The 22,992-nt window shown below is 70.6% G+C and carries 21 protein-coding genes and 1 tRNA gene; 11 read left to right on the forward strand and 11 right to left on the reverse strand.

Translation table 11 applies throughout. From position 1 onward, the window contains the following. Window positions 1-105: 105 nt before the first annotated feature. Window positions 106-363: a hypothetical protein gene (locus tag ACT3T9_RS00185; protein WP_444605740.1), complete on the forward strand. Its 258-nt coding sequence runs from the start codon at window positions 106-108 to the stop codon at window positions 361-363. A 156-nt stretch (window positions 364-519) separates the two neighbouring features. Beyond that, window positions 520-792, forward strand: a complete 273-nt coding sequence (locus ACT3T9_RS00190; protein WP_441445107.1) for a 2Fe-2S iron-sulfur cluster-binding protein — start codon at window positions 520-522, stop codon at window positions 790-792. 69 nt (window positions 793-861) lie between these two features. On the opposite strand, the gene ACT3T9_RS00195 is transcribed toward ACT3T9_RS00190, so the two are convergent. The 6 genes from ACT3T9_RS00195 to ACT3T9_RS00220 all read right to left on the reverse strand — a co-directional run bounded on the left by ACT3T9_RS00195 (window position 862) and on the right by ACT3T9_RS00220 (window position 6,784). Then, a complete protein-coding gene (locus ACT3T9_RS00195) occupies window positions 862-1,086 on the reverse strand; it encodes a hypothetical protein (protein WP_441445106.1) in 225 nt (74 codons plus the stop codon). Between the two features lie 208 nt (window positions 1,087-1,294). After that, on the reverse strand, window positions 1,295-3,226 hold the full coding sequence (locus tag ACT3T9_RS00200) for an ABC transporter ATP-binding protein (RefSeq protein ID WP_442331914.1): 1,932 nt from the start codon (window positions 3,224-3,226) through the stop codon (window positions 1,295-1,297). Next, window positions 3,226-4,032 (reverse strand): SDR family oxidoreductase, encoded by an 807-nt coding sequence (locus ACT3T9_RS00205; protein ID WP_441445104.1) that lies wholly within the window; start codon window positions 4,030-4,032, stop codon window positions 3,226-3,228. Before ACT3T9_RS00205 ends, ACT3T9_RS00200 begins: the two co-directional genes overlap by 1 nt. A gap of 53 nt (window positions 4,033-4,085) precedes the next feature. After that, window positions 4,086-4,994 (reverse strand): cation diffusion facilitator family transporter, encoded by a 909-nt coding sequence (locus ACT3T9_RS00210; protein ID WP_442331913.1) that lies wholly within the window; start codon window positions 4,992-4,994, stop codon window positions 4,086-4,088. Further along, window positions 4,991-5,386 carry an ArsR/SmtB family transcription factor gene (locus tag ACT3T9_RS00215; protein WP_444605741.1) on the reverse strand — a complete coding sequence of 132 codons (396 nt, stop codon included), beginning with the start codon at window positions 5,384-5,386 and terminating at the stop codon, window positions 4,991-4,993. Before ACT3T9_RS00215 ends, ACT3T9_RS00210 begins: the two co-directional genes overlap by 4 nt. A 117-nt stretch (window positions 5,387-5,503) precedes the next feature. Further along, window positions 5,504-6,784, reverse strand: coding sequence for a dicarboxylate/amino acid:cation symporter (locus tag ACT3T9_RS00220; RefSeq protein ID WP_442331911.1), 1,281 nt, complete (start codon window positions 6,782-6,784; stop codon window positions 5,504-5,506). 181 nt (window positions 6,785-6,965) lie between these two features. On the opposite strand from ACT3T9_RS00220, the gene ACT3T9_RS00225 reads away from it, so the two are divergent. From ACT3T9_RS00225 to ACT3T9_RS00245, 5 genes are all read left to right on the forward strand, one after another. Further along, the gene (locus ACT3T9_RS00225; RefSeq protein ID WP_441445092.1) at window positions 6,966-7,760 is read left to right on the forward strand and encodes an ABC transporter permease; all 795 of its coding nucleotides are present in this window, start codon (window positions 6,966-6,968) and stop codon (window positions 7,758-7,760) included. An 82-nt stretch (window positions 7,761-7,842) separates the two neighbouring features. Next, window positions 7,843-8,628 carry an ABC transporter permease gene (locus ACT3T9_RS00230; protein WP_441445115.1) on the forward strand — a complete coding sequence of 262 codons (786 nt, stop codon included), beginning with the start codon at window positions 7,843-7,845 and terminating at the stop codon, window positions 8,626-8,628. Continuing rightward, on the forward strand, window positions 8,625-9,626 hold the full coding sequence (locus ACT3T9_RS00235; RefSeq protein WP_441445091.1) for an ABC transporter ATP-binding protein: 1,002 nt from the start codon (window positions 8,625-8,627) through the stop codon (window positions 9,624-9,626). The genes ACT3T9_RS00230 and ACT3T9_RS00235 overlap by 4 nt, the downstream gene beginning before the upstream one ends. Window positions 9,627-9,736: 110 nt before the next feature. After that, window positions 9,737-11,032 (forward strand): hypothetical protein, encoded by a 1,296-nt coding sequence (locus tag ACT3T9_RS00240; protein WP_441445090.1) that lies wholly within the window; start codon window positions 9,737-9,739, stop codon window positions 11,030-11,032. A 42-nt stretch (window positions 11,033-11,074) separates the two neighbouring features. After that, entirely contained in the window at window positions 11,075-12,133 is a 1,059-nt protein-coding gene (locus tag ACT3T9_RS00245) for a lipoyl protein ligase domain-containing protein (RefSeq protein ID WP_442331922.1), read from the forward strand. A gap of 23 nt (window positions 12,134-12,156) precedes the next feature. Here ACT3T9_RS00245 and ACT3T9_RS00250 read toward each other — a convergent pair whose 3' ends face one another. After that, a complete protein-coding gene (locus ACT3T9_RS00250) occupies window positions 12,157-12,927 on the reverse strand; it encodes a metallophosphoesterase family protein (RefSeq protein WP_444501708.1) in 771 nt (256 codons plus the stop codon). A gap of 107 nt (window positions 12,928-13,034) precedes the next feature. Between ACT3T9_RS00250 and valS the strand changes: the two genes are divergently transcribed. After that, entirely contained in the window at window positions 13,035-15,707 is a 2,673-nt protein-coding gene (gene valS, locus ACT3T9_RS00255; RefSeq protein WP_441445088.1) for a valine--tRNA ligase, read from the forward strand. Window positions 15,708-15,857: 150 nt separating this feature from the next. After that, on the forward strand, window positions 15,858-16,349 hold the full coding sequence (locus ACT3T9_RS00260; protein ID WP_441445087.1) for a hypothetical protein: 492 nt from the start codon (window positions 15,858-15,860) through the stop codon (window positions 16,347-16,349). Between the two features lie 211 nt (window positions 16,350-16,560). Here the strand turns inward: ACT3T9_RS00260 and ACT3T9_RS00265 are convergent, their stop codons facing one another. Continuing rightward, on the reverse strand, window positions 16,561-17,859 hold the full coding sequence (locus ACT3T9_RS00265; protein WP_441445086.1) for a WXG100 family type VII secretion target: 1,299 nt from the start codon (window positions 17,857-17,859) through the stop codon (window positions 16,561-16,563). Window positions 17,860-18,016: 157 nt separating this feature from the next. On the opposite strand from ACT3T9_RS00265, the gene ACT3T9_RS00270 reads away from it, so the two are divergent. Further along, window positions 18,017-18,493 (forward strand): hypothetical protein, encoded by a 477-nt coding sequence (locus tag ACT3T9_RS00270; protein WP_441445085.1) that lies wholly within the window; start codon window positions 18,017-18,019, stop codon window positions 18,491-18,493. Between the two features lie 91 nt (window positions 18,494-18,584). On the opposite strand, the gene selB is transcribed toward ACT3T9_RS00270, so the two are convergent. The 3 genes from selB to ACT3T9_RS00285 form a co-directional block, all read right to left on the reverse strand. Continuing rightward, on the reverse strand, window positions 18,585-20,372 hold the full coding sequence (gene selB / locus ACT3T9_RS00275) for a selenocysteine-specific translation elongation factor (RefSeq protein ID WP_441445113.1): 1,788 nt from the start codon (window positions 20,370-20,372) through the stop codon (window positions 18,585-18,587). Beyond that, on the reverse strand, window positions 20,372-21,715 hold the full coding sequence (selA, locus tag ACT3T9_RS00280; protein ID WP_441445112.1) for an L-seryl-tRNA(Sec) selenium transferase: 1,344 nt from the start codon (window positions 21,713-21,715) through the stop codon (window positions 20,372-20,374). The genes selB and selA overlap by 1 nt, the downstream gene beginning before the upstream one ends. A gap of 58 nt (window positions 21,716-21,773) precedes the next feature. Beyond that, window positions 21,774-21,868 (reverse strand) — tRNA-Sec (locus ACT3T9_RS00285). A 75-nt stretch (window positions 21,869-21,943) separates the two neighbouring features. Here ACT3T9_RS00285 and selD point away from each other — a divergent pair. Further along, window positions 21,944-22,969 carry a selenide, water dikinase SelD gene (gene selD / locus ACT3T9_RS00290; RefSeq protein WP_441445084.1) on the forward strand — a complete coding sequence of 342 codons (1,026 nt, stop codon included), beginning with the start codon at window positions 21,944-21,946 and terminating at the stop codon, window positions 22,967-22,969. Window positions 22,970-22,992 lie beyond the last annotated feature (23 nt).

A 22,992-nucleotide genomic window follows, 5' to 3' on the forward strand; every position in this document is an offset into this window, starting at 1 on the left:
TTCGCGTCCCAGCAGATCCGGGTGAGATGCACAGCACCTGCCCAGCCGCGGGACGTCGAATACAGGCAGCGGCTCGACCTGCCGCTCCCCCATCGAGGAGGTCGCATGGATGAGGACACCGGTGCCCAGGATGCCGGCCCACGGCGCAGCCGGGCCACGGCGAGCGCCTCGGCACTCGGCGCGGCGGCCCTGCTCGTGCTCAGCTTCGGTCCGTCGGCGCTCGCGCTGACACCTTCCGACCCGGGCACGCCGAGCGTGCGGGCCGCGATCTCGGCTCCTGTGTCTGTCGCTCCCGCGCCGATGACGGCGAGTCCCGGGAGCCTTCGTGAAACGGCCGACGCGGACGACGGCTCCCTCAGGTGAGCTGCCGCTGATGTCCCTCTGGGCTCTGCAACGCGCTGGGCGAGGCGCTGGGTGAGGAGGCAAGACTCACCTCGTGGAGGAGGCGAGGTCATGGAAGACTGAGAGCTCCACGATCCCGCCCCGCGTCACGGGGTGGTCGACGCAGAAGGAGCGAGGATGTCGCTGTTCGGAGAGCCCTTCACCGCCAAGTGCCTGAAGTCGGGCGTCACGCTCGAGATCGGCGAGGGTCAATCCCTCCTCCAGGCGCTGCTTGACGCTGACATCCCGATGGACTACTCGTGCGAGGGCGGCGTGTGCGGCACCTGCGTGGTGCCGCTGGTCTCCGGCGAGGTCGAGCACCTGGACGAGTTCCTGATGGACGACGAGCACGCGGACCAGATGATCACCTGCGTATCCCGCGGCGAGGGCGAGATCGAGATCGACATCTGAGGACGTCCCTCAGGATCCCTCTGACCGGGATCTCGCTGATCGGATCGGGATCTCCGTGATCGGAGTGCGTCAGAGCCGGGGACCAGCCACGACCCAGGCCACGCCCACCAGCATCATCAGCGCCGTCGCGGCACCGACCGCGAACGGCAGCGCGATGCTGGGGCCGGTGACCAGCAGGAGCAGCATTCCGGCAGCGGCGACGGCGAGCAGCAGAGCGAACAGCAGCGGCCTGCCCATGGCGGGCTTGGCCCCGGATCGTGCCTGCTCGACATGGCCGAGATGCGTCGTCGTCATCAGGGGGACCTCTCTGCTCGGATGCTCGAGAGGCCGCCGTCCGGTGGGGGTGCGGCGCCTCTCCATGGAGAGATCCTCCCCCGGGCGGCAGGTCTCCCACATCCTGCGCAGGGTGGAGATGTCCCTCCCCCTTTGGTCGTAGACCGGCACATCGGGTCGTAGACCGGCTCAGCTGGCCGTGGACCGGCTCAGCTGGCCGCGGACCGGCTCAGCTCCGCAGCGGCGGGGCCGGGTCCTCGGCATCGTCACTCGCCGCCCACGGCTGCAAAGCCTCGCCGTCCCCTGGTCCGGGCGCGGCGCTGTCCCGTCGGGCGTCCTGGATCGCGAGCTGCGCGAAGATCCCGCCTCGCGTCACCAGCTCCTCGTAGGTGCCGCGCTCGAGGATGCGGCCGTGCTGCATCACGATGATCTGATCGGCGTGCCGGATGGTGGAGAGCCGGTGGGCGATCGAGACGGTGGTGCGGCCACGGGCGGCGGCGTCGAGCGCACCGGACATCGCACGCTCGGTGGCGACGTCCAGCGCGGAGGTCGCCTCGTCGAGCAGCAGTACCGGCGGGTCCCGCAGGATCGTGCGCGCAAGCGCCAGACGCTGCTTCTCCCCGCCGGAGAACCGGTAACCGCGCTCCCCCACCACGGTGTCGTAGCCCTGCGGCAGAGACTCGATGTGGTCGTGGATCTGCGCGATCCGGCAGGCCTTCCGCAGCTCCTCATCGCTCGCCTCCGGCCGGGCGAAGCGCAGGTTGTCGGCGATCGAGGCGTGCAGCAGATAGGTCTCCTGGGTGACCACACCGATGCTCGCCGCGAGCGAATCCATGGTGATCTCCCGCAGGTCGTGACCATCCAGGGTGATCCGGCCGGAGCTGGGCTCATAGAGCCGCGCCATCAGGTAACCGGTGCTGGTCTTGCCCGAGCCGGTGGCCCCCACCAGCGCGGTGTGCTTCCCGGCCGGAACCACCAGGTCGATGCCGTGCAGCGCCGGCGCCTCCGCGCCCGGATAGGTGAAGGTGACGTCCTCGAAGCGGATCTCTCCGCGCACGGTTACCGGGTCCAGCGCCAGGGCCTCCGGCGCGTCGCTGATGAGGATCGGAGCGTCGAGGTACTCGAACACCCTCGCGAACAGCGCCAGGGAGCTGTTGACCTGGGTCGCGACGCGCAGCAGCCCGTTGATCTGGGGGAACAGGCCGGATTGCAGGGCGATGAAGGCGACCAGAGTGCCGATGGTGACGCCCTGGCCCTCGGGGTCGCCGAAGAGCAGGTGGCCGCCGAGCAGGTAGGTCAGGGCCGGGAACAGCGCCATCAGGGTCGTGAAGACGGCCATGTGCCAGCGGCCGGCCATCTCGGAGCGGACCTCGAGGTCCGCGAGCTCCCGCGAGTCGGTGGCAAAGGCCTGGCTGAGCGCCTGCGTGCGCCCCATGGTGACCCCCAGCAGGATGCCGGAGACGGACAGGGACTCCTGGATCCCGGCGGAGAGGTCCGCCGCCTTCTCCTGGCGGGTCTTCACGATCGCTCGTCTGCGGCGGCCCACCCGGCGGTTCATCCACACCGCGAAGGGCAATGCGATGAGGGAGAAAAGGGTCAGCCGCCAGTCCAGGGCGAACATCGCCACCAGCGCCATCGCCACCCCCGCCCCGGAGGAGACGATCTGGGTCATCACGGAGGTGACCACGGCCTGCATGGAGCCGATGTCGGAGAAGATCCGCGATTGGATCTCTCCGGTGCGGGTGCGGGTGAAGAATCCCAGCCCCATCCGCTGCAGGTGGGAGAAGACAGAGACCCGCAGGTCGTGCATCACGGACTGGCCCACCCGGGTGGAGAGCATCGACTGGGTGACCCCGAGCGCGCTCGAGATCACCGTCACCGCGATCAGCCCGCCGACGGACCATGCCAGCACGTCGGCGCGCTGCTCAGGCAGGGCGACATCCACGATCTCGCGGATCAGGAACGGGGAGACCACCCCAACGGCGGCACCGATCACGATCAGTGCCAGCACCCCCGTGAGGATCCCGCGATACGGGCGGAACAGGGACAGCACCCGTCGCAGGTCGGGGCGCTGGCCGGGGGCGAGCTTGAGGTCGTCGCGCATCCGGCCGCCCCCGCCGCCCATCCCTCCGCCGGGGCCGCCCATCCCGCCGTGGACCATCAGACTCCCTGGTGGCGGGCGACGCGGTGGGCGGCCGCCTGCGCGAGGGGACGGACGGTCACCAGATCGAGGTTCACGTGATGCGGGGCATTGAGCGCATAGGAGATGACGTCCGCGCAGTCCTCCGCGGTCAGCGGCTGCTCGACTCCGTCGTAGACGGCGTCGGCCGCGTCCTGGTCGCCGAGGCGGGTGAGGGAGAACTCCTCGGTGCGGACCATTCCGGGGGCGATCTCGATGACGCGGATCCTCTCCCCGTTCAGCTCGAGGCGCAGGGCGTTGGCGAGCATGTGCTCCCCGGCCTTGGCGGCGTTGTAGCCGGAACCGCCGGGGTAGGCCTCGTGACCGGCCACCGAGGTGACGAACAGCAGGTCTCCACGGCCGCTCTCCCGCAGTGCCGGCAGCAGGGCGCGGGTGACCCGCACCGTGCCCAGCACGTTGATGTCGTACATGCGCTGCCACTTCTCGAGGTCCGCCTCGGCGGCGGTCTCGACGCCGAGGGCGCCGCCGGCCACATGCACCACGGCGTTCAGGGAGCCGCCGAACAGCTCGGCGGCCCTTTCGACCAGGCGCTGGACGGAGTCATCGGAGGTGATGTCGACGGCGAGCACCTCGCAGCCGGTCTGCTCGGCGAGCTCGCGCAGCCGGTCCTCGCGGCGCGCGACAGCGAGCACGCGCCAGCCCTCGGCCACCAGGCGCACGGCGGTGGCGCGGCCGATGCCGGAGGAGGCGCCGGTGACGACGGCGGTCAGACGGGTGGGGTCGTTGCCAGCAGTTTTCGCAGCATTCATGGAGGTCGTAGAGGTCATGGCCCCAGCGTACGCGGAGCCCGACGCTCTCATCCGGCGGTCCGGCCTGCAGGTCACCAGCCGATCTCGAGGCAGCCGTGGTGGTCGGTCGGCTCGGTCTGGACGGTCGCATGGGCGATGTCGTGCGTGGTGCTGAGCAGCTCCTGGGCGGCGTCGAGGACCGGGTGCGGATCAGCTCCGGGCGCGGTCACCAGATGGACGGTGGCGACCTCCATCCCGGAGGTGAGGGTCCACAGGTGCAGGTCGTGGACATCGGCGACCCCGTCGAGGGCCCGCAGATCGTCCTCCACCTGCTGGGGGTCGATGTCTGCGGGTGCGGCCTGGCCCAGCACGGTGAGCACCTCGCGGGCCAGCAGCACGGCACGCACCGCGATGAACGCCCCGATCGCGAGCGCGACGATCGTGTCGATGAGGCTCGCTCCGGTCAGACGGATCAGCACCGCTGCGACGATCACCCCGACCGAGCCGAGGGTGTCGGCCAGGACCTCGAGATAGGCACCCTTGACGTTGAGGCTCTCCTTCGCCCCGCCGTGCAGCATCAGCAGCACCACCAGGTTCACGACCAGGCCGAGCCCGCCGACGATCAGCATCGGCGTGGTGTCGACGTGGACCTCGGCACCCAGCCGGCTGATCCCGCTGATCGTCACGAGGGCGGCGACGACCAGCATGATCAGGACCGCCAGCAGGGCGGCGAAGGTCTCAAGGCGGTAGTTGCCGAAGGTGCGCCGGCCATCACGAGAGGGACGCGCAGCGAACACCGTCGCGGCGAGCGCCGCGGACAGGGTGACCACGTCCGCAGCCATGTGCCCGGCGTCCGAGAGCAGCGCGAGGGAGCCCGAGAGCAGCCCGGCCGCCAGCTCGACGACGAAGAACCCGCCGATCAGCACCACCGCGACGATCAGCCGCCAGCGGTGCGCGGCCCCGGCGTGGCCGGTGGCGCCGCCCCCGTGGGAATGGCTCATGAGACTGCCTGCTCGACCGGCTCGTGGGGCGAGCCCGCACGCTCCTGCGGCGCGTCCACGGTGCGCCTCTCGGGATGCTGGAGCTCGCTGTGCTCGGTGTGGGTGAGGGCGACCTCGAGCAGCATCCGCACGTGCGGGTCGTCCAGACGGTAGAAGGCGCGCCGCCCCTCCCGACGCACGCGGACGATGCGGTGGGCGCGCAGCAGCTGCAGCGCATGCGAGACCGCGGAATCCGACTGCCCGGTGAGGGTCGACAGCTCCCCCACGCTCACCTCGCCCCCGCGCAGCGCGAACAGCAGGCGCAGGCGGCTGGGATCCCCCAGCAGGGAGAAGACGTCGGCGAGGTCGGCGATCTCGGCGGACCGCACCTCAACATCTGAACGATTGCTCATATGTTCAGTATGGCAGATGCTTCAGGTGCGAGCGGCTGACGAACAGAAGCGGGCCCGCCCGCACCTCGCAGGGTGCTGACGGGCCCGCTTTCACGACGGCCGAGCTCACTCGACAGCTCAGACGCCGTGCACCTGCGGATGGTGCTGCGCGGTCATGTCGCCGCTGATGCGTCCCTTGGAGAACCTGGTCATGAGCGCCGCGATCGCGCCGTCCCCGGTGACGTTCGTGGCGGTGCCGAAGGAGTCGATCGCGATGTACGCGGCGATCATGAGGCCCACGGCAGCCTCACCGAAGCCGAGGAACGAGGCGAGCACACCGGCGGCGGCCATGATCGCGCCACCGGGCACGCCCGGCGCCGCGATCATCACGACGCCCAGCATGAACACGAAGCCCACCAGGGCGCCGATGTTCAGCGGCATACCGGTGACGATCATGATCGCGACGGCGAAGGTGGTGATCTTCAGCGTCGAGCCGGCGAGGTGGATCGTGGCGCACAGCGGGATCACGAAGTCGGCGATCGCGTCGGGGATGCCGTTGCGCTTGGTGCACTCGGTGGTCACCGGGATGGTCGCGGCCGAGGAGCTGGTGCCGAGCGCCGTCATGTAGGCGGGCAGCATCGTCCACAGCATCTTCAGGGGATTGCGGCCCATCGCCCAGCCGGCCGCGGCGTACTGCGCGAGCAGCACCACCACGGTCATCCCGAAGACCAGCAGGATCACGGTGAGGAAAGTGCCGATCACGGTCCAGATCTGGCCGTTCATGGTCAGCCCCAGGAACATGCCGAAGATGTAGAGCGGCAGCAGCGGGATGATGATCGCCTCGATGATGCGCACCACGATCGTGCGCAGCTGCACGAAGGACTCCTGCAGCGCACCCTTCTTCACGAGCGTGAGCCCGATGCCGAGGCAGAACGAGAGGACCAGCGCGGTCATCACGCCGAACACCGGCGGGATCTCGATCTCGAAGAAGGCCGCGATCGCGGAGTCCTCGGGGTTCTCGAGGGAGTCGATGCGCGCCCCGCCCAGCATCCGCGGCAGCAGGAACAGGGAGAGCGCCAGCGCGAACAGCCCGCACAGGATGGAGGAGAGGTAGGCGATCCCGGCGGTCGCGGCGAGCATCTTCCCGGCCCCGTGGCCGAGCTCCGCGATCGCCGGCGTCACCAGGCCCACGATGATCAACGGGATGAGGAACCCGAGGAACCCGGAGAAGACCCCGTTGAAGGTGGTGAAGATGCGGGCGAGCGCCTCGGGCATCACGAGGCCCAGCAGGATCCCCAGCACGATCGCGAGGAGGATCCGGGGAAGCAGTCCGAAGCGCTTCCGACGAGGTGCGCGCGCGGAGGGGTCGACGGCGGTGTCGGAGGGAGCGTCGGAGGAGGCGTCGGAGTAGGTGTGCATGGGCCGGCTCTCACAGGGGTCGGGTGGGGACCGGAACAGCGTAGACCCGGGCGGTGCGCACGCCGGCTGCGCCCTCGACCCGATCGCTCGCCACCCGGAGGGACAGCGCGGCCCGGCCCAGGTGGACACGGATTCCACGTTCACCTTGTGGCACCTCCCACAGCTCGCTAGGCTCGCGCGAGTGCCCACGTACTGGACGATCGCCGCTGCGGCCTTCCGCCAGTACTCGACCTACCGTCTGGCAACGGCCGCCGGGGTATTCACCAACTCGATCTTCGGCCTGATCCGCGCCTCGATCCTGTTCGCCGCGATCACCACCGCCGGCGGCGAGCTCAGCGGGTACACCATCGCCCAGGCGGCGACCTACGTCTGGCTCGGACAGGCGCTGCTGGCCCCTATCGAGGCCTTCGGCACCCGTGAGGTCTCCCAGCGCGTCCACCAGGGGGATGTGGCGATAGACCTGCTGCGCCCCACTTCCTTCCTGGGCCTCTATTACGCGCAGAAGCTGGGACGTGCCGCTTTCCTGCTGCTCGGCCGCGGCGTGCCGCCGCTGCTGATCGGCGCGCTGCTCACCGGCCTCGCGCTGCCGGAGGATCCGCTGTCCTACCTGCTCGGCGCGCTCTCCCTGCTGCTGGCGATCACGGTCGCATTCCTCGCGGACATGCTGGTGAACCTCGCCGCCTTCTGGCTGCTCGAGACTCGCGGTCTGACCGTGGTCTACACCGCGGTGATGAATCTGCTCTCCGGCTTCCTGATCCCGATCGTGTGGTTTCCGGACTGGTTGCTCACGATCGCCCGCGCCACGCCCTTCCCCTCGATGATCCAGACCCCGATCGACACCCTCTCCGGCCGGGTGTCCCCGCTGGAGGCGCTGCCGTTGCTGGGGACCCAGCTGGGCTGGATCGCGGTGCTCACCGCCGCGGCTCTGGCGATGCTGCACGCCGGGGTGCGGAGCGTGGAGGTGCAGGGTGGTTGAGCAGCCCCGTCCCTCGCCTGCGGATCGTGCCGCCCGGGCGGCCCGCCCCGATCCCCTGGACCGCCCCGTCTCCACAGCCCGGATGGTCCGCACCCTGTACGGCTCCCGGATCCGCTCACAGGCGACCTTCCGCACCAGCTTCCTCACCGACCTCCTGGGGCAGGTGCTGATCGTGGGCACCGAGTTCCTCGAGCTGTGGGTGATCCTCTCGCAGGTGAGCACGCTCGGCGGGATGACGCTCACGCAGGTCGCCGTGGTCTATGGACTCGGCGCCCTCGCCTTCGGGATCGGGGACATCCTCTTCGGGGAGATCGACGGGCTCTCCACCCAGATCAGGTCCGGAAAGCTCGAGACCCTGCTGATCCGCCCCGTTCCGGTGCTGCTGCAGATCTCGAGCCTGGATCTCTCGCTGCGCCGCATCGGCCGGATCGTGGTGGGCCTGGCGATGTACGTCACCGCCCTGGTGCTCGCCGGCTTCCAGCCGACGGGGGCCACGCTGCTGCTGGCCGTGCTCGCACCGCTCGCCGGCGCGTTGCTCTTCGGCGCCCTGTTCACGGTGGCCGGCGCCCTGCAGTTCTGGCTGGTCGACGGCCGCGAGTTCGCCAACGCCTTCACCTACGGCGGCAACTACGTCGCCACCACCCCCGGCGCCGTCTTCGCACTGCCGATGCGCGCCTTCTTCACCTTCGTCATCCCGGCGACGCTGATCGCCTACGCCCCCACCCTCGCGCTGCTGGACCTGCCCGGCCCGGCCCTGATCCCCGCCTGGGCCGGGTGGCTGGGCCTGCCGGCCACGGTCCTGGCCTGGATCGTCGCCGGTCTGCTCTGGCGCGCGGGAGTCCGCAGATACACAGGAGCCGGTGGATGAGCACCCCTGAACCGTCACCGCAGTCCCCCGCCGTGGAGCTCGCGGGGCTGCGTCGCGACTACCTTGTCCGCACTCCCGTCGCCGGCTCCCGGCGGCGACGACGGCAGCTGGTGCGCGCGGTGGACGACGTCACCCTGCGCATCGACCTTGGTGAGACGGTCGGGTTCGTGGGTGCCAACGGCGCGGGGAAGTCCACCACCATCAAGATGATGACCGGGATCCTGCAGCCCACCGCCGGCACGGTCCGGGTGCTGGGCCGCGACCCGGTGCCCGAGCGCCGTCACCTCGCCCGCGACATCGGGGTGGTCTTCGGCCAGCGATCCCAGCTGTGGTGGGACCTGCCGCTGCGGGACAGCTACCGGATCCTGGGGGCGATGCACCGGCTCACCGACCGTGGCCGCGAGCAGCGCCTGGGGCGTCTGGTGGAAGGGCTCGACCTCGGCGGGTTCCTGGACCGCCCGGTGCGGCAGCTGTCGCTCGGGCAGCGGATGCGCGGCGAGGTGGCGGCAGCGCTGCTGCACTCGCCCGAGCTGGTGGTGCTCGATGAGCCGACGATCGGGCTGGACATGGTCTCCAAGGAGGGGCTGCGCCGCTTCCTGCGCGAGGACCGCGCCGAGCGCGGCACCACCCTGTTCCTCACCACTCACGACATGGGGGACGTGGAGCGGTTGTGCGACCGGATCGTCGTGGTGAACTCGGGCACCGTCGCGTACGACGGGGCGCTGGCCTCCTTCCGTGCGCGCCTCGGTGCTCCCCGCGAGCTGATCGTGGATCTCGAGGAGCCCCTCGCCGCGCTCACCCTCCCGACCGCCGCGAGCACCCTCGCGGTGGAGGCCGACGGGATCCGCCACCGGATCGCGTTCTCGGGCGCCGAGCTGACGGTCCCGGCGCTGCTCACCGCGATCGGTGCCCAGGCCCAGGTGCGGGACCTGTCGCTGACCGAACCGGCGATCGAGGACCTGGTGCGGCAGATCTACGCCCGCGACGGGAGGCTCTGACCCGGGACACGCCTAGACCCTCCACCTGCGACGATGCACACTGTAGGAGGAGGATAATGGCCCACCACCACAGCCCGGACCGCCTGTGCCCGCCCTGGAGAAGGAGGATCATGGCCCGCTCGTACGCCACCGTCGGACAGATGCTCACCTATGCCGTGGATCGCTCCGCGCTCTCCCCCGATCTGGAGTCCTCGGCGGAGCGCCATGTGCGGGTCGAGGTGATCCTGCGGCACATGCTCGAGTTCGTGCTGATGTCCCCTCGCAGTCGGGACGCGTTCCTGCGCACGATCGCCCGCACCGAGCACACCACCGGCTCGATCGCCGCCGCCCCACGGCTGCGGAAGACCTCCCCCGATCTGCTCGCCGAGCTGCTGCCCACCGCAGGGGAAACCGACGACGGCGCCCGTCTGGGCATCGCTCTGCGCGTCGGCGGCCCGTTCTCCACCACCCGGCTGAGGGAGATGCGAGCGGCGCTCGGCCCCTCACCCCAGCACCTGCTGGTCGCGATCGCCCGACACACCGACCGCGCCGAACTCGACGGCGAAGTCCCCGACGGGGTCGTCGCCACCAGCTGGGCCCGAGTGGCCAGGCGGATGCCGAAGGCCGATCCCGGCCACGCCCACCTGTGGGAGACCCTCGGCGAGGTGGGTGAGAACGCCGGGCGGCCCGTCGTGCAGTTCCCCGTCGATGCGAAGAAGCTGCTGACGAAGACCTCCACCGCCCGCGAGTTCCGCGCCCACCTGGACGTGCTCCACCTAGCCAGCCGCACCCTGCTCGGCACGAGCCCGCACTTCTCGACCCGTCGCGGCCAGACCGGCGCCCACCTCCAGGCGGGTGTGGGACGGCATCGCACGGGCCTCGAGTTCGGAGAGGTCGAGCAGGGCACCCCGGTGCACTTCCTGCGCACGGGCGAGGACCCCGTCCCGCTGGGCATCGGCCGGATCGAGACCGACGAGGAGCGGGAGGCTGTCACGCAGCGCCTGGCGATGTTCTCCCGTCGCACCGCGTGGCGCACGGAGGCGGGGAGCCCGCCTGTCTCCGCTGAGCTGATAGGCGCGCCCGCGTCCCCCGAGCTGGAGGGAGCGCGGCTGCTGCTGTGGGCGCTGTTCAATCCCATGCTGCTGCGCGACCGCGGCTTCGAGCCGGCAGCCGCCAAGCGCCAGCCGGCACTGACCGCGACGTCGATGGGGATGCGGCTGCTGCACAGGGGGGACGAGTCCGGCACCGAGTACCGCCTGTGGGTGGGCGGGGAGCGCGAGTGGAAGAACCTCATCCCCCGCGTCACTCGTGAGGAGACCTCACGGCGCCCCGCCGAGACCTACGCGATCGCGCCGCGCAAGAGCCAGTCCACCGCGGATTTCGTCTGGGAGGTCCACCGCGCTCTGCGGTCGCTGACGATCCACTGAGGGACAATGGCAGGCATGGAAGAGCGCAACGACAGCACGGTGATGAACGGCCAGTACAAGGTGCGCGGCGGCAAGCTGGTCTCGGTGGACGTCACCGTCGCGGGCGGCCGGATCGCGACCGCCCACGTCTTCGGGGACTTCTTCCTCGAGCCGGATGATGCCCTCGAGGATCTCAACGCCGCGCTGGAGGGGATGCCCACCGACGCGACCGCCGCCGAGCTCGGCGCGGCGCTCACCACCCGGCTCGAGACCCGCCCGGACCCGGTGCAGATGATCGGCTTCTCCGTCGAGGCGGTCGCGATCGCGGTGCGCCGGGCGCTCGGACACGCGACCAGCTGGGACGACCTCACCTTCGACGTGATCGGCCCACAGGTGCTGCCGCCGGTGATGCACGTGGCGCTGGACGAGGTGCTGCCGAACGAGGTGATCGCCGGGCGTCGCAACCCTCACTTCCGGATCTGGGACTGGGACTCCCCGCTGGTGGTGATCGGCTCCTACCAGTCGCTGCGCAACGAGATCGACGCCGAGGGCGCAGCGAGGCATGGCATCGGGGTGGTGCGCCGCATCACCGGCGGCGGCGCGATGTTCATGGAGCAGGGCAACTGCATCACCTACTCGCTGGTGGTGCCCACCTCCCTGGTGGAGGGACTTAACTTCGAGCAGTCCTATGCCTATCTCGACGACTGGGTGATGGGCGCCCTCGCGGAGATCGGGGTGAAGGCTCATTACGTGCCGCTGAACGACATCGCCTCCGAGCAGGGCAAGATCGGCGGCGCCGCCCAGCGCCGCTTCGCGGGCGGGGTGCTGCTGCACCACGTGACGATGAGCTACGACATCGACGCGGACAAAATGAGCGAGGTGCTGCGGATCGGCCGCGAGAAGCTCTCCGACAAGGGCACCAAGAGCGCGAACAAGCGCGTGGACCCGATGCGCTCGCAGACGGGCCTGGCCCGTGAGCAGATCATCGCCGGGTTCCTGGACTTCTTCCGCGCCCGCTATGACACCGTCGACTCGGACTACACCGAGAATGAGCTCGCCAAGGCCCGCGAGCTGGTGGAGACGAAGTTCGGGACCGAGGAGTGGACCGCGCGGGTGCCGTGAGCGCTCGAGATGCGCGGTGAGGCTCAGCCACGCGGCGTGCTGAGCCCGAGCGCCGCGTGGTCCCCTCGGTACACCCCAGTGCGCAGCTCGATCTCGTACGCCTCGAGCTCGGGCATGCCGAGCGCACGGGCCGCCGCGATCTCGGCCTCGACGTCATAGGGCACCCGTACGAACTGGATCCCGAACGGTGCGTCCTTCCCGCCGTCCGGGTCGCCTTCGAGGATCGCGTAGGAGGGTGTCGGATCGTCGAGCTGATTGCCGACGCTGCCGACGTTCACCAGCGTCCCCTCCTTGCCGGAGCGCAGGAAGGGGTCATGGATGTCGCCGTAGACGACGACATCCGCGGGGCCGCCGTCCCCGGTGAACGGGGTGGGAGCGAACATCATCGCGAACTGCTCCGCACCGTGTTCGCGGTGCACCCGGGTGAACTCATCGACCGGCGAGGCGTGCAGCACCCGCACCCGTCTCCCGGAGAGCTCGAGGTCCAGGCTGCCGGGCAGGGCGAACAGCCACTGCCTGTCCTCCGCGGGAATCTCCTTCCGCCACCAGGCCTGGCCCTCGCTGCGCAGCTCGCCATCTCCGGCGACGAACACCTCCCAGTTCCCGCGCACGGTCGCCTCGCAGCGCTCTCGGGTCAGCGCCGAGCAGGCGGCGCCGCGGGGGCCCTTGCCCACTACATCGCCGAGGTTCAGGATCCGGGTGATGCCGCGCGCGGCGATGTCGGCGAGCACAGCGTCATAGGCGGTGAGGTTGCCGTGCACGTCGGAGACCACGGCGAGGCGTTCGAAGGACATCCCTCCACGGTACGGCCCGCCCCCGCTGCGCCCCGCCTCGTACGCGAGGGCGCTCACACTGTCGCCGCCTGCGTTGCACCCGAGCACAGACCTGGAACAATGTCCCCATGACCGACACTGCACCGCGCCCTGACACCGCCACGTCCATCCCCGATCGACCCTCCCTCGAGGGCCTCGAGGACAAGTGGGACGGCGTATGGAGCGAGCAGCAGCTCTACGCCTTCGACCCCGACACCACCCGCGACCAGGTCTTCAGCGTCGACACCCCGCCGCCCACGGCCTCGGGCTCGCTGCACGTGGGCCACGTGTTCGGCTACTCGCAGGCGGACATGATCGTGCGCTACCAGCGCATGCGCGGCAAGAACGTCTTCTACCCGCTGGGCTGGGACGACAACGGCCTGCCCACCGAGCGCCGGGCGCAGAACTACTTCGGCGTGCGCTGCGACCCCTCGCTGCCCTATGTGGAGGACTACACGCCCCCGCAGGAGGGCGGCGACAACAAGTCTTCCAAGCCCGGGAACCAGGTGCCCGTCTCGCGCCGCAACTTCATCGAGCTGTGCGAGCGCCTCACCGCGATCGACGAGAAGTCCTTCGAGGAAGTGTTCCGCACCCTCGGCCTCTCGGTGGACTGGAACTACAGCTACCAGACCATCAACGCGCACTCCCGCGCGACCTCCCAGCGTGCCTTCCTCGAGAACCTCGAGGCCGGTCAGGCGTACCAGTCCGAGGCCCCCACCATGTGGGACGTCACCTACCGCACCGCGGTGGCGCAGGCCGAGCAGGAGGACCGCGACCGCGACGGCGCCTACCACCGCCTCGGCTTCACCCGCACCGACGGCACCGGCGAGCAGGTCGTCATCGCGACCACCCGCCCCGAGCTGCTGCCCGCGTGCGTGGCTCTTGTGGCCCACCCGGACGATGAGCGCTACCAGGGGCTCTTCGGCAGCACCGTCACCTCTCCCCTGTTCGGGGTCGAGGTGCCCGTGCTGGCGCACCCCCTCGCCCAGCCCGACAAGGGCGCGGGCATCGCGATGATCTGCACCTTCGGCGACTCGAACGACGTCACCTGGTGGCGCGAGCTCGAGCTGCCCACCCGCTCCGTGATCGGCCGCGACGGCCGCTTCCTGACCGAGGCGCCGTGGATCACCACGCCCGAGGGCCAGGCGAACTACTCCGAGCTGGCGGGACTGACCGTGTTCAGCGCGCAGAAGCGCGTGGTGGAGATGGCGACCGAGTCCGGAGACCTCACCGGCGAGATCGAGAAGATCTCCCACCCGGTGAAGTTCTACGAGAACGGCGACAAGCCGCTGGAGTACGTCACCTCCCGCCAGTGGTACCTCACCAACGGAGGCCGTGATCAGTCCGAGGGCGGCCTGCGCGACGAGCTGATCGCCCGTGGCAAGGAGCTGACCTGGCACCCCACGTACATGGAGTCCCGCTACCGCAACTGGGTCGAGGGCCTGGCCGGTGACTGGCTGATCTCCCGCCAGCGCTTCTTCGGTGTGCCCTTCCCGATCTGGTACGCGGTGGGCGCCGATGGCGAGACGGACTACGACACCGTGCTCACTCCGTCGGTCCAGTCACTGCCGATCGATCCCACGATCGACGTGCCCGACGGCTTCGAGGAGTCCCAGCGCGGCGTGCCCGGCGGCTTCGTCGCCGACCCCGACATCCTCGACACCTGGGGCACGTCCTCGCTGACCCCGCAGCTCGCAGGTGGCTGGAACTCCGACCCGGAGCTCTTCTCCAAGGTGTACCCGATGGATCTGCGGCCCCAGGGCCACGACATCATCCGCACCTGGCTGTTCTCCACGATCGTGCGCTCCCACCTGCAGCAGGACTCGCTGCCCTGGAAGCACGCTTCGATCAACGGCTGGATCCTGGACCCGGACCGCAAGAAGATGTCCAAGTCCAAGGGCAACGTGGTCACCCCCATCGGTCTGCTCGAGCAGCACGGCTCCGATGGGGTGCGCTACTGGGCCGGTCGTGCCCGTCAGGGCGTGGACACCGCCTTCGACGAGGGGCAGATGAAGATCGGCCGACGCCTCGCGATCAAGATCCTCAACGCCTCGAAGTTCGCCCTCGGCTTCGGGGACGCCCCGGCCGATCCCGCCGGACGCCTCGCCGCAGATCCTGCCGTGGTGACCGATCCGCTGGACCGGGCGCTGCTCGCACAGCTGGCGGATGTCATCGAGCAGGCCACCGCCGCGAACGACGACATGGACTACGCCCGCGCGCTCGAGGTCATCGAGCCGTTCTTCTGGGCGTTCTGCGATGACTACATCGAGCTGGTCAAGGAGCGTGCCCACGGCAACTCCCCCGCCGGTGAGGCCGGGGCAGCTTCGGCCCGGGCCGCGCTCGCGATCACGCTCGAGGTGCTGCTGCGGCTGTTCGCCCCCGTGGTCGTGTTCGCGACCGAGGAGGTCTGGTCGTGGTGGCGGGGTGGCAGCGTGCACACCCAGGCCTGGCCCGAGGCCGCTCCCCTGCGGGAAGCGGCAGCCGGTCAGGACGCGGCGCTCGTGGACACGGTCGCGCAGGCCGCGATCACGCTGCGGCGCATCAAGTCCGATGCGAAGGTCTCACAGAAGACCCCGATCCTGTCCGTCACGGTCGTGGCCCCACAGGCGGCGCTCGCCCACCTCGAGGCCGCCGCCGGTGACCTCACGGCGCTGGGCCGCATCGAGAAGCTCGAGCTGGTCGCCGGTGAGGTCGAAGGGATCCTCACCCGCGATGTCGAGCTCGGCGAGCCGCCGGTCAAGCAGCCCCGGAACCAGGGCTGAGCCCGCGCAGGCTCGTTCTGCACAGTCGCAGTCTGCGCAGGCCCGGCTCAGTCTGCGCAGACCCGACTCGGCCTGTGCAGACCCGACTCAGTCTGTGCAGACCCGATCGTCGCCGGAGCTGAGTGGCCGGCGCTGTGAAAAGGAGACCCCATGGGCTTCGCCACCGTCCGGGCAGGATCCAGCTCCGGACTCATGTGGGCCGGTGCCGCGGTCGCCGCCACCGGAGTCTTCACTGCGCTGTTCGCCGTGGCCCTGATCGTCCAGGGTGAGGTGCTGGGTGCCGTGCTCGTGGTGCTGCTCGGACTGCTTGTGGTCGGGGTCGGGGTCGCCCTGTTCCTGCTCGCCCGCCGGGCCTGCGCACGTCTGGATGCCCGCGGGGTCGCCTGGTCCACGATGTTCGGAGCTCGCAGCTTCGTGCCCTGGGAGCAGGTCCACCAGGTCGTGGTCCCAGGGATGCACGAGCGAGGCGACTCGGTGCTGCTGTGGCTCCGGGACGGCTCCATGGTGCCGATCACGCCGCTGCGGAAGACGCAGAGCGCCGGCGACAGCACCGGCCCTCATCCGTGGTACGTGCGTGCCGGTGCCGCTGTGATCAGGGCGCATCAGCAGTGGCTTGCGCAGAACCCCGAGTCCGGGCGCTGAGCCCGCCCGGCCGGGGCTGCTGGGCTGAGCCGGCCAGGTCAGAACGGCCAGTTTTACTCGACGAAGTTCTTCGCCCCGTCGAAGATGCCGGAGGCGTCGTCGATGATGTTCTCGAGGTCGTACTCGCCCGTTCCGAAGGGCCTATATCTCCCGTGCGGAGATGCCCATGGGGGGAACTCCCCTGCCCGGTCTCGTCGTCACCGAGGAGCGCTCAGAAGGGCCACCGGTCCGCCACCCAATGTCCGGCATCGCGAGCTGCTCCGGAGGCATCACCGAGCGCGTCATCGATGTTGTAGTCACCGGGGGTGAAGGAGTCGACGATGGCGTTGGGGTGGATCGCGACCGAGAGGTTACCGGTACCTCCCCCGTAGACGGCGAACTCGCCACCGAGGCCGAAGGAGATCTCATCGGTCGAGACGGAGCCGCCGGTCGACGCGCCAGCACCGAAACCTGCCTGGCCGCCCACAGAACCCTCGCTGGAGAACCAGCCTCCGGGACTGGTCCGCTCGAACTTCACCGCACCCTCGGCGCCTGCGAAGGCCTCAGCTCCCGCGCCCCACTCAGCGCCGTTGACCTGGCCGTCCTCGTTGCGGGTCAGGTTCGCGTAGGCGTTGGTCTCGGCGTGGGCGCCCGCATAGCCTTCGACACCGATCTCGTAGCTCGAGCCCATCGGCCCGTGGAAGGTGTTCGAGATATCGCCGTAGACCCCCGCTCCGGCGCGGACGCCGGCGCTCGCCCCGTCAGGGCCGAGGCTGGCACCGCCCTCAGCATAGGCTTCCGCGCCGATGCGTCCGTCGGCCGAGATCAGGGGCTTGCCGTCAGGGCCGTAGACCATCTCGTCGAAGCCGACCTCGGCGCCGGCCCGAGCACCTGCACTCGCGGTGTAGTTGCCGTATTCGTCCTGGGTGGCGTGAGCGCCCGCACTCGCACGGGTCTCGGCGTAGCCGTCGAAGTACCCTCGCTCGTTGTCGATCTCCCTGCCGTCCCAGTGGGAGCCTCCTGCGTCAGACTGGCCGACCGGGCGTCCGTCGGCGGCCACCTGCCCCTCGCCGAAGTCCTCCCCGGAGCCGTACATGTGGTGATCACCCTCGGCGTCCCCACCGGTGAACCAGTCGTCCAGTCCGTCGGCCAGGTCACGGATGACGTCAGGGGTCAGCGGGAGGCCGATGAGCGGGCCTCCGAGGAGGGGCAGCTGGACGTGGAGATCACCGATCAGGTCGAGCAGGCCACCGCCGCCGCCGTCCACTGCCGACGCCTGGTCCTGCTCTTCGGCGTGCTGATCGAGCTGGTCGCCCTTGCCGCGGAGGGTGTCCGCCTGCGTATGGAGTCCGGGCTTGACCGTCCCGTGCCACTCGGCACGGAAGGCGTCTGCGTCGGCGCCGATCCAGGCTGCCGCATCGATCGCAGCGGTGACCCGCTCGGTCAGCTCGATGAGGGCCTGCGCACCCTGCCGGGATGCATCCCCGTGCTGTCGCAGCTGATCCGTGTCGCTGCCGTAGAAACCCGCCATGCCGCCCGTCCTCACTTCTGGTCCCCGAACATCACGAGGCTACCCAGTGGTCATCGCCGTGCCCATGGGGACAACTCCCCATGTGCCGACGATCGATGGTTCAGCACCGGGACAGTAGTGTGGCCGGGTCCGTCCCCTTTCACGTCGGAGAACCCTCTTGAGCATCACTATCCGCAGCGTCGCCGCCAAGGTGAACTACGCCGTCGGACCCTTCGTCATCCTGATCGGGATCGCAGCCGGCATCACGGCGATCATCCTGACGTGGGCCCTGGAGAGTGCCGGCTTCCTCATGCTGTTCCTCCCCTCGCTGCTGGCGATCGGCGCGGGCGTGTTCATCCTCTGGGCGGTGCAGCGCTCTGGGCTGCGGATCGACGGGCAGGGTTTCAGCTGGTGCGGGGCGTTCAAGGCTGCGCAGTCGTTGCGCTGGGAGCAGGTCCATCAGCTGCTGCCTCCCCCGCCCGGCAGCCCCCGGACCGTCGTGATCGCCCAGCTGCACGACGGCCGGCAGGTCGAGGTCAGGGCGATCTGGGAGTCTCCGACCTCACCTGCCGCGCTGCTGACCCCGGCCGACCACAGCAGGGCCCAGAACGCTCTGCTCAACGCTCATCAGGAGTGGCTCGCCGCACGGCGTTGAGGCAAGGCGGGCCCCCGCAGACGACCGTTTCCGTCCTCGAACCTGCGGAGACGGCCCGGCACATGCTGCGCTGCCCGGTTCAGCGCACAGCTCAGCGCACGACCTCGCGGTGGCCGGGATCCGGGCGGCGAGTCCAGCCGCGGCTGTCGAGATGCTCGAGCAGCGGTATCGCGACTCGGCGAGTGGTCGCGAGCGCCTGCCGGGCCTCGCTCGTGGTGAAGGGCTGCGGCAGCGCGGCGAGGGCGCGCATCGCCAGCGCGGGCGCCGCGGGCAGCAGGATCACCTCGTCCGGCAGGCGCAGCAGCCGTCCCTGCGCGGCTGCGGCCGCGAGCTCTCTCGGCCCGAGTCCCAGCGCGGCGAGATCGTCGGCCTCCGGCGCGGCGAAGGGTGATCGCGCGAGCCGCTCCTCGAGGGTGCGGACGCCAGCCTCGGCAGCGCCGAGATCCTGGCCCGACTCCGCATCGCGCACCCGACCCTCGTGCTGGACGAGTCCGGCAGCAGCCACCACCAGGTCGAGCAGCGCCTCGTCAGGCAGCGCAAGCGCATCGATCGCGGCCCTGCGCGGCAGCCCAGCGGTGAGCGGATCGGTGCGACGCTGCTGAGCGACGCGCTCGCCCAGCTGCTCCGCCCAGCCCGTCCTCGCCTCCGCATCCACCAGCCAGTCCCCGTGGCGGTGCACCGTCTCCGGCAGCGGGACCGGCAGCGTCATCCCGTAGCGGAGGAGGAGGGAGGCACGCACCGCGCCGCGGCGTCGCACTTCGAGGGCGAGGTCGCCGCCGAGCGGCATCTGTTCGAGCACTGCGCGCTGCCGGGCGCCGTCGCCGCGCCGCTCGAGGGAGGGAGGGTCGAGGTCGAGCGCCTGCACGCCGTTGCGCACCGAGTGGCTGCCGCTGCTGCGCAGCACCAGGTGGTCCCCGAGCTGGAGCGGGAGCGGGCGGTCCAGGGTGAGACGCGCGTGGTCGGGCCCCAGCGGGCGCACCCGCGCCCCGACTGCGGCAGTGCCGATGTGGGCCACCAGCTGCTGCGGGGCGTCCTCGAGGGATGTCCCGGTGCTGCGGCGCACGTCCAGGAGATGCGTGAGCTCCCAGGTGTCCGGCGTGAGCAGCACGTCGCCGCGACCGATCTCCTCGGTGCTCACCCCACGCAGGTTCACCGCGGCACGGCTGACCGGTCCCAGCTGAGGGACCTGGCCGCCGCGGCTCTGCAGGCCGCGCACCACGACCTCTCCGCTGCGATCAGCGCCGCACAGGGTGAGGCGGTCCTCGCGCCGCAGGGTGCCGGCGGCGAGGGTGCCGGTGACCACGGTGCCAGCTCCGGAGATCGAGAAGGCACGGTCCACCCACAGCCGCACCCGCTGCGCGGTGGAGGGTTCGCGGGCGGAGCCGACCGCGGCATCCAGCAGCGTGCGCAGCTCGTCGAGGCCCTGCCCGGCGACTGCGGAGATGCCGACGGCGGGCGCGCCTGCGAGGCCGGTTCCGGCGAGTTCGCTGCGGGCCTCGGCGATGACCTGCTCGACCCGGTCGGGGGCGAGGTCCATGCGGGTGATGACGATCAGGCCCTGGTCGATGCCGAGCGCCGCGATCGCATCCCGGTGGTCGCCGGACTGAGCCTGCCAGCCCTCATCCGCGGCGATCACGAAGCACACGATCGGGGCGGGGCCGAGGCCGGCGAGCATGTTGCCGAGGAAGCGCTCATGACCGGGGACGTCGACGAAGGACACCTCTCGGCCCGAGGGCAGCGCGGTCCAGGCGAAGCCGAGGTCGATGGTCAGCCCGCGCCGCTTCTCCTCGGCCAGCCGGTCCGGCTCGATCCCGGTGAGAGCTCGGATGAGGGTGGACTTGCCGTGGTCGACATGACCTGCGGTGGCGATGACCTGCATCATCGAGAAGTCTGCTGCAGGCGCCCGCGGGCCGCGGCCACGGCCAGGACGAGATGCGCATCCTCAGCGGCGGGCACGCAGCGCAGGTCCAGCAGGCAGTCGCCGTCCCGCACGGTGGCGACGACCGCCGGCTCACCGGTGCGCAGCGGGGCGGCGAGCTCGGGCTCGAGGGCGAGCGCCCAGCCGGGCAGCGGGACCTCGGCTCCTCCCCCGCCGCCGACCCGGCCCTCGTGGGCGAGCACGCGCCCGCCGAGCTGCACGGCGAGGCGCTCGGTGCGCTCGCGCAGGGCGGCCGGGTCCTGGCGCAGCGCCTCGAGCACCGGGGGGACGGGCCCTCCGAGGGTCGCCTCGAGCGCGGCGAGGGTGAGCTTGTCCGCGCGCACGGCCCGGGCCAGGGGGTGCCGGGCGAGGCGCGCGATGATCTCGGCGCTGCCCAGCAGGATCCCGGCCTGGGGGCCGCCGAGCAGCTTGTCCCCGCTGGCGATCACCAGGTCCGCTCCCCCGCGCAGGGCGGTGGCGGCATCGGGCTCCTCCGGCAGCAACGGTTCGGGGGCGAGCAGTCCGCTGCCGAGGTCCGCGATCAGCGGGACGCCCGCCTCGTGACAGGGGCCGGCGAGCTCGCGCAGGCCCACCTCGGAGGTGAAGCCGATGACTCGGTAGTTGCTGGTGTGGATGCGCAGCACGCAGCCGGTCCCGGGGCCGATCGCTCCTGTGTAGTCGGCGAGGTGGGTGCGGTTCGTGGTGCCGACCTCGCGGAGTTTCGCGCCGGTCGAGGTGATGAGGTCCGGCAGGCGGAAGCCGGCACCGATCTCGATCATCTCCCCGCGGCTGAGCACCACTTCGCCGTTCCCGGCCAGTGCCGTGACGGCCAGCAGCAGTGCGGCCGCGCCGTTGTTGACGACGAGCGCGTCCTCGGCCTCGGGACAGGCGACCAGCAGCGCCGCCCGGGCCCCGGCGCCGCGGCGGGAGCGGGCACCGGTGCCGAGGTCGAACTCGACGTCGGTGTATCCGGCGGCATCCTGCAGCGCGGTGCGTGCAGCCCCGGAGAGCGGCGCTCGGCCGAGGTTGGTGTGGACGATGACCCCGGTCGCGTTCAGAACCGGGCGCGAGGACCCGGCGGGACGACCTCCAAGGGCCGCGAGGATCTCCTCCTGCACCTGTTCGGGGGTGATCTCACCCGTCCGGGCGCGGTCCTGGACCGCGCGCACGATGCCGACCACCACGAGCTCGCTCAAGGTCGCTGTCGCGGCGACGACGTCGGGATGGGCCAGCAGCTGGTCGGTGCGCGGTATCCGACGACGCGGGTCCGGGCTCTCCTCGCCGGGCTGCGGGGGCACGGGCATGGGCACGGGACCTCCTGGTGCCGACGGGGCGGTGCCACCTGCGGGGGCGGCGAATGCATGGCGGAGGCGGACGGGAATCGAACCCGCCAGACCGAGATGCTCGGTCTCACCGGTTTTGAAGACCGGGGCGCCCACCAGGACACGTACGCCTCCGCGCACCAAGCTATCACCGCCGGACCAGGGACGACTCGCCCCGCACGGGCGTCTGCGGCGACATAGGCTCGATGCATGAACGAGAACCTGATCCGTCCCGTGTCCCAGCCCGCGATCCGTCTGACCACCATGGCGCACGGCGGCGGCTGCGCTTCGAAGATCCCGCCGGGTGAGCTGGAGGAGGTCGTCTCCGCACTCTCCGGGCAGCAGTACGAGCAGGTGATCGTGGGCCTCGAGGACGGTGACGACGCCGCCGCGGTGCGGATCGGCGGGCCCGATGGCACCACCGCTGTGCTCTCGACCGCGGATTTCTTCACCCCGGTGGTCGATGACGCCTTCGACTGGGGTCGCATCGCCGCCGCGAACGCCCTCTCGGATATCTACGCGATGGGCGGCGACCCGGTGGTGGCGATCAACCTGGTGGGCTGGCCCCGCGGGGTGCTCCCCTACGAGTTGCTGCAGGAGGTGCTCGCGGGCGGTCTTGCGATCGCGCAGGAGGCAGGGGTGCCGGTCATCGGCGGGCACTCGGTCGACGATCCGGAACCGAAGTACGGCATGGCGGTCACCGGCACCGCGCACCCGGACCGTCTGCTGCGCAACGACGCCGCCGAGGCAGGACTGCCGATCACGCTCACCAAGCCGCTCGGCGTGGGCCTGCTGAACAACCGGATGAAGAGCACCGGTGAGGTCTCCTCCGCGGCGATCGAGACCATGACGACCCTGAACCGCGATGCCTCGAAGGCGGCACTCGCCGCCGGCGCGAAGGCGGCGACCGATGTGACCGGATTCGGTCTGCTGGGACACCTGTTCAAGATGGGTCGCGCCTCCGGGGTGGGCATGGTGATCGACCGTGCCGCGGTGCCGCTGATCGACGGGGCCGCCGAGGCGCTGCGCGACGGCTACGTCTCCGGTGGGACGCGACGGAACCTCGAGTGGGTGCAGGCCAGCAGGGGGCTGCGCGCCGGGGCCGGCATCACCGAGGAGGATCTTCTGCTGCTGGCCGACGCGCAGACCTCCGGCGGGCTGCTGGTGATCGGTGAGGTCCCCGGCTATCCGATCATCGGCGAGACCGTGGAGGGCTCGGGCATCGACGTGCGCTGAGAACTCCTGCACTGAGGATTCCT

It is taken from the genome of Brachybacterium sp. AOP29-B2-41 (assembly GCF_052378395.1).
Taxonomy (GTDB): Bacteria; Actinomycetota; Actinomycetes; order Actinomycetales; family Dermabacteraceae; genus Brachybacterium.

Coding starts and splice junctions, on each gene's coding strand:
- ACT3T9_RS00185 (WP_444605740.1), top strand. CDS start 106: ATGGATGAGGACACCGGTGCCCAGGATGCCGGCCCACGGCGCAGCCGG.
- ACT3T9_RS00190 (WP_441445107.1), top strand. CDS start 520: ATGTCGCTGTTCGGAGAGCCCTTCACCGCCAAGTGCCTGAAGTCGGGC.
- ACT3T9_RS00195 (WP_441445106.1), bottom strand. CDS start 1,086: ATGACGACGACGCATCTCGGCCATGTCGAGCAGGCACGATCCGGGGCC.
- ACT3T9_RS00200 (WP_442331914.1), bottom strand. CDS start 3,226: ATGGTCCACGGCGGGATGGGCGGCCCCGGCGGAGGGATGGGCGGCGGG.
- ACT3T9_RS00205 (WP_441445104.1), bottom strand. CDS start 4,032: ATGACCTCTACGACCTCCATGAATGCTGCGAAAACTGCTGGCAACGAC.
- ACT3T9_RS00210 (WP_442331913.1), bottom strand. CDS start 4,994: ATGAGCCATTCCCACGGGGGCGGCGCCACCGGCCACGCCGGGGCCGCG.
- ACT3T9_RS00215 (WP_444605741.1), bottom strand. CDS start 5,386: ATGAGCAATCGTTCAGATGTTGAGGTGCGGTCCGCCGAGATCGCCGAC.
- ACT3T9_RS00220 (WP_442331911.1), bottom strand. CDS start 6,784: ATGCACACCTACTCCGACGCCTCCTCCGACGCTCCCTCCGACACCGCC.
- ACT3T9_RS00230 (WP_441445115.1), top strand. CDS start 7,843: ATGGTCCGCACCCTGTACGGCTCCCGGATCCGCTCACAGGCGACCTTC.
- ACT3T9_RS00235 (WP_441445091.1), top strand. CDS start 8,625: ATGAGCACCCCTGAACCGTCACCGCAGTCCCCCGCCGTGGAGCTCGCG.
- ACT3T9_RS00240 (WP_441445090.1), top strand. CDS start 9,737: ATGGCCCGCTCGTACGCCACCGTCGGACAGATGCTCACCTATGCCGTG.
- ACT3T9_RS00245 (WP_442331922.1), top strand. CDS start 11,075: ATGAACGGCCAGTACAAGGTGCGCGGCGGCAAGCTGGTCTCGGTGGAC.
- ACT3T9_RS00250 (WP_444501708.1), bottom strand. CDS start 12,927: ATGTCCTTCGAACGCCTCGCCGTGGTCTCCGACGTGCACGGCAACCTC.
- valS (WP_441445088.1), top strand. CDS start 13,035: ATGACCGACACTGCACCGCGCCCTGACACCGCCACGTCCATCCCCGAT.
- ACT3T9_RS00260 (WP_441445087.1), top strand. CDS start 15,858: ATGGGCTTCGCCACCGTCCGGGCAGGATCCAGCTCCGGACTCATGTGG.
- ACT3T9_RS00265 (WP_441445086.1), bottom strand. CDS start 17,859: ATGGCGGGTTTCTACGGCAGCGACACGGATCAGCTGCGACAGCACGGG.
- selB (WP_441445113.1), bottom strand. CDS start 20,372: ATGCAGGTCATCGCCACCGCAGGTCATGTCGACCACGGCAAGTCCACC.
- selA (WP_441445112.1), bottom strand. CDS start 21,715: ATGCCCGTGCCCCCGCAGCCCGGCGAGGAGAGCCCGGACCCGCGTCGT.
- selD (WP_441445084.1), top strand. CDS start 21,944: ATGAACGAGAACCTGATCCGTCCCGTGTCCCAGCCCGCGATCCGTCTG.